Annotated in this window: 12 protein-coding genes; 8 read left to right on the top strand and 4 right to left on the bottom strand. The window is 60.6% G+C overall.

Annotated elements, in window-relative coordinates:
- Positions 1 to 13: 13 nt before the first annotated feature.
- Positions 14 to 1,528: a hypothetical protein gene (locus GLS_RS13540; protein ID WP_226986580.1), complete on the bottom strand. Its 1,515-nt coding sequence runs from the start codon at positions 1,526 to 1,528 to the stop codon at positions 14 to 16.
- A 117-nt stretch (positions 1,529 to 1,645) separates the two neighbouring features.
- Entirely contained in the window at positions 1,646 to 3,772 is a 2,127-nt protein-coding gene (locus GLS_RS11350) for a M3 family metallopeptidase (RefSeq protein WP_041112299.1), read from the bottom strand.
- Positions 3,773 to 3,986: 214 nt separating this feature from the next.
- On the opposite strand from GLS_RS11350, the gene GLS_RS11345 reads away from it, so the two are divergent.
- The 4 genes from GLS_RS11345 (at position 3,987) to GLS_RS11330 (ending at position 6,394) form a co-directional block, all read left to right on the top strand.
- Positions 3,987 to 4,322, top strand: coding sequence for a hypothetical protein (locus GLS_RS11345; protein WP_011253646.1), 336 nt, complete (start codon positions 3,987 to 3,989; stop codon positions 4,320 to 4,322).
- A gap of 114 nt (positions 4,323 to 4,436) precedes the next feature.
- Complete coding sequence (locus GLS_RS11340; protein WP_041112298.1) at positions 4,437 to 4,937, top strand: hypothetical protein; 501 nt, start codon at positions 4,437 to 4,439, stop codon at positions 4,935 to 4,937.
- Positions 4,938 to 5,018: 81 nt separating this feature from the next.
- Positions 5,019 to 5,768 carry a C1 family peptidase gene (locus GLS_RS11335; RefSeq protein WP_041112889.1) on the top strand — a complete coding sequence of 250 codons (750 nt, stop codon included), beginning with the start codon at positions 5,019 to 5,021 and terminating at the stop codon, positions 5,766 to 5,768.
- Positions 5,765 to 6,394 carry a hypothetical protein gene (locus GLS_RS11330; protein WP_041112297.1) on the top strand — a complete coding sequence of 210 codons (630 nt, stop codon included), beginning with the start codon at positions 5,765 to 5,767 and terminating at the stop codon, positions 6,392 to 6,394. Before GLS_RS11335 ends, GLS_RS11330 begins: the two co-directional genes overlap by 4 nt.
- A 20-nt stretch (positions 6,395 to 6,414) precedes the next feature.
- On the opposite strand, the gene GLS_RS11325 is transcribed toward GLS_RS11330, so the two are convergent.
- Positions 6,415 to 7,599: a serine hydrolase domain-containing protein gene (locus tag GLS_RS11325; protein ID WP_052327570.1), complete on the bottom strand. Its 1,185-nt coding sequence runs from the start codon at positions 7,597 to 7,599 to the stop codon at positions 6,415 to 6,417.
- 92 nt (positions 7,600 to 7,691) lie between these two features.
- The gene (locus tag GLS_RS11320) at positions 7,692 to 8,618 is read right to left on the bottom strand and encodes a glycosyltransferase family 2 protein (RefSeq protein ID WP_041112296.1); all 927 of its coding nucleotides are present in this window, start codon (positions 8,616 to 8,618) and stop codon (positions 7,692 to 7,694) included.
- Positions 8,619 to 8,919: 301 nt separating this feature from the next.
- On the opposite strand from GLS_RS11320, the gene GLS_RS11315 reads away from it, so the two are divergent.
- The 4 genes from GLS_RS11315 to GLS_RS11300 are packed head-to-tail and all read left to right on the top strand — an operon-like array spanning position 8,920 to position 12,436.
- Complete coding sequence (locus GLS_RS11315) at positions 8,920 to 10,083, top strand: MlaE family ABC transporter permease (protein WP_041112295.1); 1,164 nt, start codon at positions 8,920 to 8,922, stop codon at positions 10,081 to 10,083.
- A gap of 3 nt (positions 10,084 to 10,086) precedes the next feature.
- Positions 10,087 to 10,854, top strand: coding sequence for an ABC transporter ATP-binding protein (locus GLS_RS11310; protein WP_011253639.1), 768 nt, complete (start codon positions 10,087 to 10,089; stop codon positions 10,852 to 10,854).
- Positions 10,854 to 11,813, top strand: coding sequence for an MlaD family protein (locus tag GLS_RS11305; RefSeq protein ID WP_041112294.1), 960 nt, complete (start codon positions 10,854 to 10,856; stop codon positions 11,811 to 11,813). Before GLS_RS11310 ends, GLS_RS11305 begins: the two co-directional genes overlap by 1 nt.
- A 44-nt stretch (positions 11,814 to 11,857) precedes the next feature.
- A complete protein-coding gene (locus GLS_RS11300; RefSeq protein WP_226986579.1) occupies positions 11,858 to 12,436 on the top strand; it encodes a PqiC family protein in 579 nt (192 codons plus the stop codon).
- The last annotated feature ends 78 nt before the right edge of the window (positions 12,437 to 12,514 follow it).

The following is a 12,514-nucleotide window of genomic DNA, read 5'->3' as shown; positions in this document are numbered from 1 at the left end:
CAAGACCATATCTTCAGTTACGGTTCTGGGAAGAAGAAATCGGACCGGCGTCTTTCAGTGCCGCCGGGTCCACACGATCACGGCGGATATAGACGCTCTTTTCAACCGGATCGCGCTGATAATCCTGTGCGAGTACTTTCAGGACGCAGGGCATGAAATCCGCAGGCGCCCACCTGCCCCACACATGGTAATCATCGAAATAGATGACGGGCGGAAGATCCTGCGGAAGGTCATGGCACAGGTCACGCTCATAGCCGCCCCAGGGGTGACGCGCGTAATCCGCCTCCCATGGCAGGTATTCATGATATTTCTTCATGGAGAGGCGGCCCGCGTAAATATAGACATCCGGGTTATAGGGAATGACCAGAATGCGTTCGTCCGGGCGGGAATGGGCCTGAATGGCTTTGACGAAACCGACATCCCTGTTTTCGCGGATCGGATGAAAGCCGGCCTGACGCAACTGCTGCCGTGTCATGCCATGCGGTGAGGAAACGGCGTGCCGGACCCCGATGACATAGAGGGCACAGAAGGCGAGCGCGATGCAGGGTGCCGCACGGTCATGGGACTGCAACACGCGCATCATCATCAGAACGCAGAGGGTGAGCGCGCCCATGATGAATGTTCCGTCCTGAAACCCGAACGCGCCGCGCACCTGCATCATCAGAACCGCGCCGATGAGCAGCAGGGCTGACAATCTGTGCCGGGATGTTGCGAGAACGAGAAGACTGCCGATCACGAAGCAGATCACGGCCAGGGACTGGATCGTGGTATCGGGCCGGAAGGATGGAACAAGGCTGAGGAACAGGGTGCCAAGGCCCACGTCGATATAAGGGGCATAATAGAACTGGTTGGCGACGAAGTGATAGGCGATCATACCGCCCAGATCGCCGTAAACCGCCATCCAGAGCCCGCTGAGGGCGAGTGCCGCACCAGCGCCGAGCAGAACCTGCAGAATCCCGCTCCAGTAGCCCGGGCGTCTTACGGCAATGACGACCAGCCCCAGCAGGACGGCTGTCGGACCGAAGGAATACGCCGTAAGCGGCAGAAGAGCGATGCAGGCCCCACCACATCGCGCCTGCCAGCAACCGACCTCGTCTCCCAGCAGAACCGGAAGAACCAGCAATGCCATGGCGGCAGCAAGCAGATCACCACCAATGGTCCAGTAACTGTCCATGTTGAACGCCTGGATCGTCCACTGCGCGCCCATTGCGACAAGCCATGCCGCAGTCGCAAGGCACCGAGCAGACGGTTTTCTGAGCGCGGGGGACAGGAAAACGGCCACGGCGCTGGCCATCGTGCAGACAACCGGGATGAGCCGCATGAGATAGGCGTGGCGGAAATCGGTCACCAGGCCGACGAGCCAGGACAGGGCAAAAATTAGCGGGCCGTGCGCGTCGATATAATCGCGATACAGGATATCGCCCCTGACGATGGCCAGTCCGCCGAGAATATGGCCGGATTCATCGCCAAAAGGTGGGGCTCCGAGGCCGAAGAAGGTCTTCAGGCCGAAATACAGCACGGCAAGCATCGCAAGGAATGGGCCGCAAAAAGGAAGGAAGCTCATTCTGCGCATGGGTGTCGGCATGTTTTTGTCCAGAAAGAAAAGACCGGGAGGAAAGATCAGGTCTTTCCTCCCGGCTGGTGATTACTTGCCCTGTTCGGAAACAAGCCCACGATGCACCAGCATCGGGGTGATATCCGGGTCGCGGCCGTAGAAGGCGCGGAACATCGGGCCGTAATCCATGGTGTGCCCCTTCGAGAGGATCATGTCGCGAAAGCGCTGACCATTCTCACGCGTCAGGCCACCATGATCCTGGAACCAGGAGAACACGTCCTGATCCAGCATTTCCGTCCACAGATAGGCGTAATAGCCGGCGGAATATCCGTTGGACCAGATATGCAGGAAGTAGCTTGAACGATAACGCGGCGGAACGGCTGCGACGTCCAGCCCCGTGCTGTTCAGCGCGTCGCTTTCGAACTTGTCCACGTCCTGACGCGGTGCCGTCGCGGGCAGGCTGTGCCATTTCATGTCCAGCTCGGCTGCAGCCACGATCTCACCCAGCGCATAGCCCTGATTGAAATGTGCTGCCTTGCGGATCTTCTCGACCAGGGCCTTGGGCATCGGAGCGCCGGTCTTGTAGTGCCGGGCGTAATGCGACAGGACCTTCGGATCCAGCGCCCAGTTCTCGTTGAACTGCGACGGGAATTCCACAAAGTCGCGCGCCACGCTCGTGCCAGACAGCGACGGATAGGTCTGGTCCGCGAACAGACCATGCAGGGCATGACCAAATTCGTGGAACATCGTCGTCACGTCGTCGGACGTGATGAGCTGCGGCTGGCCGGGGGCTGCCTTGGTAAAGTTGGCGACGTTGTAGATGACGGGCTTCGTCCCAAGCAGCTTGGACTGCCCGACGAAGTTGGACATCCACGCGCCGCCGGACTTGTTGTCCCGCTTGAAGTAATCGAAATACATCAGGCCCAGCGGAGAGCCGTCTTTGTCATGAACTTCAAAGACCATGACGTCAGGCTGATAGACGGGGATATCCGTCCGCTGCTGAAACGTGATCCCGTAAAGCTGGTTGGCGGCAAAGAATACGCCATCCGTCAGGACCGTTTTGAGCTCGAAATACGGCTTGATTTCATCCTGATCGAGATTGTACTTCGCGCGGCGCACCTGATCGGAATAATGCTCCCAGTCCCAGGGTTTCAGATCAAACTTAGCGCCGTCCTTGCGGATGGCCTTCTGAAGAACCTCGGCTTCGCGCTTCTGTTCGGCAACCGTGGCCGGGACGAGCTGCTGCATGAAGTTTTCCGCAGCTTCCGGCGTCTTGGCCATCTGATCGTACAGCGTATAGGCGGCGAAATTCGGATAGCCGAAGAGTGCGGCTTTCTGCGCACGGAGTTCTGCCAGTTCGGCGATCGTGGCGCGGGTGTCGTTCTCGTCGCCCTTCTCGGCACGGGTCCAGCTCTGCTCGAACAGGGCCTGACGGGTTTCGCGGTCCGTCAGGGAAGACAGGGCCGGCTGCTGCGTCGTGTTCTGAAGGGGGATGACCCATTTGCCGGTCAGGCCCCGCTCCTGCGCGGCCTTGGCGGCCGAGGCGATCGTGTTGTCATCCAGACCGGCCAGCGCTTTTTTGCTGTCCACGATCAGGGCGCCATTCTTGGCGCTGGCAATCAGCTTCTGCTCGTACTGCGTTTCAAGGTTGGAAAGGCGCGTGTTGATCGCGCGCAGCTTCGTCTTGTCTGCTGCTGAGAGCTGGGCACCGGCATGGACGAACTGCTGGTAATAGATGTCGAGAAGCTGCGCCTGTTCGGGTGTCAGGTTGAGCTTTTCTCGCCGGTCATAGAGGGACTTCACGCGGGCGAAGAGCTTCGCGTTCAGATAGACCTCATCTTCATGGGCGGTCAGGCGGGGCGCTTCCTGGCTCTGCACCTTGTCCAGCGTATCGTCGGTGTTGGCCTGGTAGACACCATAGAACGTCATTTGCACGCGGTTGAGCGTCTGGCCCGCGCGTTCCATGGCGGCAATGGTGTTGTCGAAGGTTGGCGCTGCGCGGTTGTTGGCGATCGCCTTGATTTCGCGCAGATGCTCAGCCATTCCGCGCTCGAAGGCCGGGGCGTAGTCGCTGTCTGTGATCTGATCGAAACGGGGGGCCTGATAGGGCAGCGTGCTCGCCGAAAAGAACGGGTTCGTGGAAGCGGCATGCGCTTCAGCGGAAAGGGAAAATGCCGAAACCGCAAGAACTGCGGCAAGCCTGAAATTGAAAGCCATGAAATCGCCTGTAATACTCGTGATGATGCCGAACCGTATGGTGTTCAGGAGGGATCGTCAAACGGCTGATCGCGCTACCGAAAGCGTGCGGAAACGGCCAATTGCCGCTTGACGGCATTTTCTCCTTGGTGCGTGCGAAAACTCCTCCCTAGACCGGCAGTGTGTGTTGACACGCCCGCCTTTTCGGGGCGGTTTTTCATAGCCGGAGATGACAATGGACTGGACATCGCTGTTCCAGACAATCCTGCCCTATCTGCCCGCCAAATACGCTGGCGATATTGTTTCAATCATCACATTTCTCATTGCCGCGGCCGCGCTGGCCCTGCGCTTCTGGAAGCCGCCGGCCAGCACGTCGAAGCTGCTGCCGCTGTTCCGGATCGTGAGCATGATCGCGCAGGCGAAAGGCTGGAATACCAGCGCCTATCAGCCGGGGGCGAAAGCCATCATGGTGCCGGTTGGCTCCTCGCGTGCGAAAGACGCCGAAAAGCTGGGGCTGGATATGGTCTCGACACATCCGAAGGCCGGTGAGCCGCCCCGTCGCGTCAACTGATTTCAACATTGGTCATTTCACAGCCGGGCTGAACGCCTGCCCGGGACAATTTTCATTTTTCCGATCCATAGCCGCCCCCTGAGGCGGCTTTTTTCATTTCTGGAGCTTTTGCTGATGCGTAACCGTCTGATCGCCCTGAGCCTTGGAGCTGTTCTTCTCGCCTCCACGAGCGCCTGCACCACGACCGGCAGCACAACCACTTTCAACACCCAGGCCCTGAGCAGTGACGCCGCCGCCATCGCCTATGCGGTTCAGGCCATTGAGAGCATTCCGGATCTGGAAAGTCATCTGTCCGCCACGGACAAGGCGACGTTCGACAACCTGATCGCCCAGATCAAGAGCGTGACCGCACAGGTTGCGGCCAACTCCAGCGGTTCCATCACGGTTACGACCGGCAAGGACTGGGCCAAGAGCCTCGGCACCGATCTGCAGACCCTGCTGGCCATCGCAACGCCGATCGTGAAGGTCTACTCGCCCTCCGCCGCCACCTACATGAGCACGGTATCCGCGATGATCCCGCTGGTCGAAGCCCTCGCAGGCGTTACGGCCGCCCCTTTCACAGCCACGACGCAGTCGCCGGAACTGATCCGTGCCCGGATCTATCAGGGCGTCTGACGCTCCGTCCGCTTCCTCACCCCGAAGACAGGAGCGGTTCGCCTGAACCGCTCCCTTTTTATGTTCCTGCCGGAGTTGTCCATGTCCCGATGCCTTGGCAAACGTGCGCCCAAGCATGATCTGCGAACCTACCGTCTGGCGCCCATGCTGGCCGTACACCTTCCTTCCGTTCCCGTACAGAAGGACTGGTCCGAAGGGGTGCCCTATCAGATGTGGGGCAACGACCGGTATGGCTGCTGCGCCTTTGCGGCCCATGCGGCTCTGACGGCGACATGGACACATGCCGCGCAGGGGCTGGTCGTGCTGTCTACGGACATGGTGCTGAACAATTACGGGGCCGTGACCGGGTTTGATCCGCAGACGGGGGCCCGGGACAACGGAACGGTCCTGCTGGACGAGCTGAACTTCTGGCTGCGTCAGGGTCTGCACCGTCCGGGACAGACCCTGGATTACCTGACGGCTTACGGCACGATCGATCCGCAGGACTGCGACGGAATCCGCCGCGGCATCTGTTATCTTGGGGGCGTTCTCGCAGGGGTTCAGGTGCCTCAGGGCTTCATGGATCTTCCACTGGGCGCGATCTGGGACTGGAACGCCATTTCCGACCGCACACCGGTGGGCGGTCATGCCATCGCCCTCGTGGGCTATAATCCTGAAGGGCTTTTCTTCAATACCTGGGGCACGCGGACATTCATGCCGTGGGACACCTTCACGAAGATTGCCGATGAAGCCTATGGCCTGCTGTCACGCCAGAACTGGATCGGTATTCCCGGCACCTCGCCCAACGGGGAAGCCTTCGAAGCCCTTCTGGCGGAAGTGAGAGGCGTATGAGCAGCAGGATTTCCTTCGCTCGTCCTGCTCTGGCGCTGCTGGCAGTTGCCCTTCTCGGCGGCTGTTCGGCGGGGTCTACGTCCCCTGTCACGATCAGTGAGGCCATTTCCGGCATCCAGATGGATCTGACGAAAACGGGCGTGGTCAGCACCTCGCATGTGCAGGACTGGACAGTGGAGCAGAAGGCAGGGTTCGACCGGAACGTCCGCGCCCTGCAATGCAGCCAGCATGGTGCCGACCCGGTTGTCGCCATGATGTCCGGGCCGGTTACGCTGTCACTATCGGGGAGCTTTACGTCCTCAGGCAGCTTTTCGGTCAGCAGCTCCGGCACGCTGCCCGTTTTCGGCCTTCAGGCGGACGCGAACCGTACGAAAACCCAAACACTTGATCTTCCGGTCCAGTTCGTCCCGCTCTCCGCACTGCCGGATGCAGAAATGGCTCGGGAAGTCGGCTATGCCGGCGATCTCCTGTCGCAGAGTGATACCGTGCGTCAGGCCGAAGGGGAAAGGATCAGAACCAGCCGCGATGCCCTGACGCGGCATGTTCTGGAGCTGATCGCCCTGTATCCCGGATCCTGTCCGAAGGATCCGGTTCACCCCTTCGTCGGTGTCCGGCATATTCCCTGAAACGCAGCTGCGAAAAACTCCTAGACCGGCGCGGAAAGGCCGAGCGCCCTTCCCGCTGCCGTGGCGATATCATGCCTCAGCCGCACGACACTGTGGCCCCCTGAAGGATGGACGCGGTTGGTCAGGATCAGCACATAGCTGTCGCTGTCCGGGTCAATCCAGAGAGATGTGCCGGTAAAGCCGGTATGTCCGAAGGAGCGGTGGGAAAACACGTCTCCCCTCGGGGACGAATAATGGGTGTCGATATCCCAGCCCAGTCCCCGAAGCTCCGTTTTTCCTGCCGGCTGCTGCGGCGTGGTCATGAGGATGAGCGTCTCTTGGCGCAGGGGGAAGCGGCTCGGACGTCCTTTCAGACGATCCAGCAGAGCCTGCGCATAGAGCGTCATGTCCCGCGCATCCGAAAACAGCCCGGCATGACCGGCCACGCCCCCCATTCTCCGCGCCGTCGGATCATGCACCACGCCACGCAGCATGTTGCCCTGCTCGTCATACTGTGTCGGGGCGATGAGGGGACGCAGACCGGCCGCCGGAAGATAGCCGGATTCCGTCATGCCCAGCGGTTCAAGAATATTGATCCGCGCATACTGGTCGAGCGGCAGACCGCCCAGCTTTTCGACCAGAAGCCCCAGCATGATGTAATTGATGTCACTATAAACGAACTTCTCGCCCGGTGGATTGGCGAGCGGAGACATCATGGCCCGCCTGATGCCCTCGGCCTTGCCGGTCCAGGGATCGTTCAGGGGAATGTCCGGCGGCAGGCCGGAATAATGGGTCATGAGCAGGCGAACGGAAATGTGGCCCTTTCCATTGGATGCAAATTCCGGAAAATACTGGCTGACGCGGTCGTCCAGATGCAGCTTCTGCTGCTCGACCAGTTGCATGACCGCCAGCGCCGTCATGGTCGGCTTGGTGAGGGACGCCATGTCAAAGCGCGTCTCCCAGTCCAGAGGTTCGGACACCGGAGCAAGCGCCCGTTTTCCATAGACGAACCGGTGCACGATCTTTTCATCATGACCGATCGCGACCACGGCACCCGGAGCTTCGCCTCTTCTGATAGCATCCCGGACGAGAACGTCCACTGAGCCAAACGAAGAACCCGGACGCGCGCAGGCGGCCATCTGACTGACACAGGCCGCAGCCCCTCCGAGCAGGACATGGCGCCGCTTCAGAAAACCGTGCCTTTTTGTGGCGAGCCTCTCCGCCATGTTCCGTATCTCTCCTCTGCCCTGATCCTTTAAGGAAAAGAGTAGCGGTTTTTTACGATCACGCAACAGAATGCCTGACCGCATTCGATCCGTCAGTACGTGCGGCGCAACACGTAAATCGGGCGCTGCTTTGTCTCCATGTAGATACGGCCGATATATTCCCCCAGCATGCCGATACTGATGATCTGCACACTGCTGAAAAAAATGATCGCCACGAACAGGGATGTATAACCCGGCACGGGATTGCCCCAGACGATCGTCCGCAACATGATGAAAAGCGCATAAAACATGGAAAGCAGCGCGCCCGCTGTTCCCAGATAGGTCCACAGCCGGATTGGCGCGGAGGAAAAACTGGTGAAGCCTTCCAGGGCGAAATTCCACAGGGAATAGCCGGAAAACTTCGTCATGCCCGCCGCCCGGGGAGCACGGACGTAATCGATGCTGACCGTCCGGAAACCGACCCAGGCGAACAAACCTTTCATGAACCGCTGACGCTCGGGCAGCCTTTTGAGCGCCTCGACCACGCATCGGTCCATCAGGCGGAAATCCCCCACATTTTCCGGAATCCGGATATGGGCAAGCCGGTTATGCAGCGCATAGAACCAGGACGCCGTCTTGCGCTTGAGCAGACTGTCGCTGGACCGGTCGATCCGTTTGCCCAGCACGACCTCTGCCCCATCGCGCCAGGCCTGCACCATTTTCGGGATGATCTCGGGCGGGTCCTGAAGATCGGCGTCAATAATGATGACCGCATCTCCCGTCGCCGCATCGAGGCCAGCGGTCAGCGCGGCTTCCTTGCCGAAATTGCGCGACAGTTCGAGCACCCTGAACCGCCGGTCGGTTTCGCAAAATCCGATCAGCTCCCGCAACGTGCCGTCACTGCTGCCGTCATCGACGCAGACGATTTCCCAGTCCGTATCCGCAATCCCGTCAAGGACAGGCAGGATACTCCGCACGAAATGGCTGATGGCGGCTTCTTCGTTCCAGAACGGGACAATCAGGGAAAGCTGGCTGGCCATAGAGGGTTTTCAGGTTCCAAATCGTGACAGAATGATCATAACAGAAATATCCGCGTAACAGTCAGCCCTCCCGTCAGGAAAAGAACAGCGTTCTTCGGGTACAGTCGATCCGTGTCAGAACCTTTCATGAGCATTGATCTTTTGCCTGCAGCCGATAAGGTGCCACGTCAGGACGGCGATCGGATTTCCACCCCGTCTCGCCCGTAACCGCCAGCCAGTTGTTTCTTCAAGTGTCACTTCCCGCCAGCCTTTCCGCTCTTTTGCAGCATCAGGGGATGTCAGGACCGGAAATGCAAAGTCCATGACAGACCAGACCACGACAGGGCCATCACCCGCACAGCCGGCAGACAGAACGCCGCAGTGGCATCTGCAGGGCGAGCAGACCGCGCCGGTCATGGTTCTGAGCGGTACCTGGCAGGCGCGGGCCGGCAATATTCCCGTTTTCCCGAAAGACGGACTGAAAAAAGCGCCCGGCGCTCATCTGTCTTTCCAGACATCCGATCTCCAGGCCTGGGATACCGGGCTTGTGGCGTTCCTGTGGGATCTCAAACGCGTTGCCCATGACGCCGGCATCAGTCTGGACATGCAGACGCTGCCCGGCCCGATGCGCCAGCTTCTCGAACTGCTGCCCGAAGTCCCCGACGAACCCGTCCATCACAAGACGGCCCGCACCCCTTTTCTGGAAACAGTCGGCAATCACGCCATCGCATCGATGACGGAAGTCGGCGTGGTCTCCGAACTGGGCGCGCTGACGGCAAAGGGGGCCGTCCTCACGCTCCTCGGCCGCAGCCGGATGCGCATGGTCGATCTGCTGGCCAATACGGCCGATGCCGGTCCGTACGCCCTGCTCATCGTGGGGATCGTCAACTTCCTGATCGGCGCGATCCTGGCATTCGTGGGTGCCGTCGAGCTTCAGAAATTCGCCGCTGGCATCTATGTGGCCAGTCTGGTCGGCATCGCCATGGTGCGTGAGATGGCCGCCGTCATGACCGCCATCATCATGGCCGGTCGGACGGGTGGCGCGTATGCCGCACGGATTTCCACCATGCAGGGCAATGAGGAAATCGATGCCCTGAACGTCTTCGGCATCCCGACCTCAACCTATCTGATCCTGCCGGCCGTCCTCTCCCTCATCATCACGATGCCGTTCCTCTACCTGTATGGGTGCCTGATTGGCATGCTGGGCGGCTTCGTCGTAGCCATCTCGATGCTGGACATCACGGCGGCGGGATATTTCCATCAGACGGTCACGGCGTTTGGAATCGGCCAGTTCATTTTCGGCTTTACCAAGAGCCTCGTCTTCGGGGCCTTCATCGGCCTGACGAGCTGCCGGATCGGCCTGAAGGCCGGACGCTCGGCCGCGGATGTCGGCATTGCCGCCACGCGCGCCGTCGTCGTGGGGATCGTGGGCGTTATTGCGATCGACGCGATCTTCGCCGTCATCGCCGATGTGCTGGGGATCTGAGACATGCCTGACCAGACCGTCCTGTCCCTACGCGATATCACGCTCTCCTTCGGCCCCAAGATCATCCAGAAAAACATCTCGCTCGACGTGCGCAAGGGAAGCATCTTCGCTGTCATGGGTGGCTCGGGCTGCGGCAAGAGCACGCTTCTCAAGAGCATGATCGGCCTGCTGCGTCCCTCGGCGGGCGAATATCATGTCGGGGACGAGAACTACTGGGCCGGAGACGAAGCCCATCGCACGGATCTGAACCACCGCTTCGGGGTCCTGTTCCAGAGCGGCGCGCTCTGGAGTTCCATGACTGTCGGCGAGAACATCGCCCTGCCGCTCCAGATGTTCACGGATCTCAAACCCTCCGTGATCCGCAGGCTTGTGGAACTGAAGCTGGGTTTCGTCGGCATGTTGCAGGCGATTGATCTCTACCCGTCGGAAATCAGTGGTGGCATGTGCAAACGCGCGGGTCTGGCGCGCGCCCTCGCCCTGGATCCGGACATCCTGTTTTTCGACGAGCCTTCTGCGGGCCTCGATCCGATCACCTCCGCCCGGCTCGATGACCTGATCCTGAACCTGCGGGACGGGCTTGGCGCGACGATCGTCATCGTCAGCCACGAACTGCCAAGCCTGTTTCATATCGCCGATGACGGCATCTTCCTGGACGCCAGGACAAAAACCCCGATCGCCCATGGCTCCCCCCGGGACCTGCGGGACAACTGTACCGATCCACAGGTGCATGCCTTCATGCACCGTGAACGCGACGAAGAAGGAAAAACGTGATGAACAGGCAGGCTCTTGTCGGTGCTTTCGTCCTTGGGGGGACGGGCCTGATTGTCGCGGCGTTCGTCCTGTTCGGCAATTTCCATCCCTTCACCCGGACGGAAAAAGCCGTTCTCGTGTTTCATGGCGCCTCGTCCGGCCTGTCTGTCGGATCTCCCGTCACGTTCCGTGGTGTTCAGGTCGGCGCGGTGGACCGTGTCGTCATCGAATACAATCCGGCCACGAAGGACGCCTATATCCCGGTCTTCGTCACCATACGCCCCGACAACATCGTCCTGACGAGCAGCAGTCATCACCGCCCCGGCATGGAAGAACTCGTCCAGCAGGGTCTGCGCGGCGAGATGAATCTCAAGAGCTTCGTCACCGGTACGTCTGAAATCGATCTGGATTTCGCCCCCTCGACCCCGGCCGTGCTGCATCCCGATATCGCCCGCATCACCGAAATCCCGACCAAACAGTCCACCATCGCGGCCATGACACAGAGCCTTCAGGATCTGCCCCTGAAGCAGATCGGCGAGAATGCCGATGCGACCCTGGCCTCAGTCCGGCAGCTTTCGGACCAGCTCGACAGGGAACTGCCAGCGCTTGTGCAGAGCATCCGTGATACCTCCGATCACAGCCGGGACATGGTCGATGCCGCCCGCAAGACGGTGACGGACCTTGAACCCGTCCTGACGCGGACGCTGCTCAGTGTGGACAGGCTGGCCAATGAGGGCACGACCCAGCTCAATGCGCGCGGACATGAACTCCATGCCGTCCTGCAGAACAGCAACGATGCCGTCCAGCAGGCCTCGAAGAGCCTGGCCAATCTGGAGAGCATGACGTCCCCACGCTCTACCGACCGCGCCAATCTCGAAGCAAGCCTGCGGGATATTGCCGCCGCCGCGTCTGCCCTGCGCGGTTTTGCAACGGACGTGGAGCGTAATCCGCAGCTCCTCCTCACGGGACGCCGGCCATGAGCAGACAGTTCCGCCGCCCTTTGTTTCTTCCGGAGACCAAACCCGTGACACGGCTCATAACCCGATCCGCAGCCCTTCTGGCCTTCGCCCTGATGTCAGGCTGTGCCGCGCCCCCCATGCAGTTCTATACGCTTGGCGCCCCCGCCATTGCACAGAACAGCGGAACCCTGCCCGCATCGGCCCCGGTCCTGAACGTGTCGCATGTCACACTCCCGGATTATCTCGACAGTCAGGATATCCTCATACGCCACGGCGACCAGCTTGACCGCAGCCTCAACGGGCGATGGGGAAGCCGTCTGTCCCAGGGCGTGACCGACCTTCTTGCTGCCCATCTGGGACAGGACTGGCAAGGTTATGTCGTAACCACGCAGCCTTTGGCCGAAACTCCTGCCCTGCGTCTTGCGGTCAATATCAGCCGGCTGGATCTCGACAGCAGCGGTCAGGGCACCCTGACTGCCGACTGGGCGCTGATCCCCTCGGACGAGCACCAGCCCGTCCAGCGCAGCCGTGGTTCCTTCACCGCACAGGGCACGGTGACGACCGACAGCGGCAAGGTCGCCCTAACCCGGACCCTCGTCGAACAGCTCGCTGCCCGGATCGCCAGCACGACCCCGCGCCCCTGAACACCAGCCCCTTTCGCTCAGGCGACGAAGGCCCTATTTTCCGTGATCCTGCGCCCTGAGGCTGCAAGTTCGCGGAGC

Source organism: Gluconobacter oxydans DSM 3504, from assembly GCF_000583855.1.
GTDB classification, from domain to species: Bacteria; Pseudomonadota; Alphaproteobacteria; order Acetobacterales; family Acetobacteraceae; genus Gluconobacter; species Gluconobacter oxydans.
Note: the sequence above shows the minus strand (reverse complement) of the source record. Positions and strands in the feature narration are given on the sequence as shown.

Bases quoted from the DNA above. Each gene is read 5' to 3' on its own strand.
- GLS_RS11320 (WP_041112296.1), bottom strand. From the start codon at position 8,618: ATGGCCAGCCAGCTTTCCCTGATTGTCCCGTTCTGGAACGAAGAAGCC.
- GLS_RS11330 (WP_041112297.1), top strand. From the start codon at position 5,765: ATGAGCAGCAGGATTTCCTTCGCTCGTCCTGCTCTGGCGCTGCTGGCA.
- GLS_RS11315 (WP_041112295.1), top strand. From the start codon at position 8,920: ATGACAGACCAGACCACGACAGGGCCATCACCCGCACAGCCGGCAGAC.
- GLS_RS11305 (WP_041112294.1), top strand. From the start codon at position 10,854: ATGAACAGGCAGGCTCTTGTCGGTGCTTTCGTCCTTGGGGGGACGGGC.
- GLS_RS13540 (WP_226986580.1), bottom strand. From the start codon at position 1,528: ATGCTTGCCGTGCTGTATTTCGGCCTGAAGACCTTCTTCGGCCTCGGA.
- GLS_RS11335 (WP_041112889.1), top strand. From the start codon at position 5,019: ATGTCCCGATGCCTTGGCAAACGTGCGCCCAAGCATGATCTGCGAACC.
- GLS_RS11345 (WP_011253646.1), top strand. From the start codon at position 3,987: ATGGACTGGACATCGCTGTTCCAGACAATCCTGCCCTATCTGCCCGCC.
- GLS_RS11310 (WP_011253639.1), top strand. From the start codon at position 10,087: ATGCCTGACCAGACCGTCCTGTCCCTACGCGATATCACGCTCTCCTTC.
- GLS_RS11350 (WP_041112299.1), bottom strand. From the start codon at position 3,772: ATGGCTTTCAATTTCAGGCTTGCCGCAGTTCTTGCGGTTTCGGCATTT.
- GLS_RS11340 (WP_041112298.1), top strand. From the start codon at position 4,437: ATGCGTAACCGTCTGATCGCCCTGAGCCTTGGAGCTGTTCTTCTCGCC.
- GLS_RS11325 (WP_052327570.1), bottom strand. From the start codon at position 7,599: ATGGCGGAGAGGCTCGCCACAAAAAGGCACGGTTTTCTGAAGCGGCGC.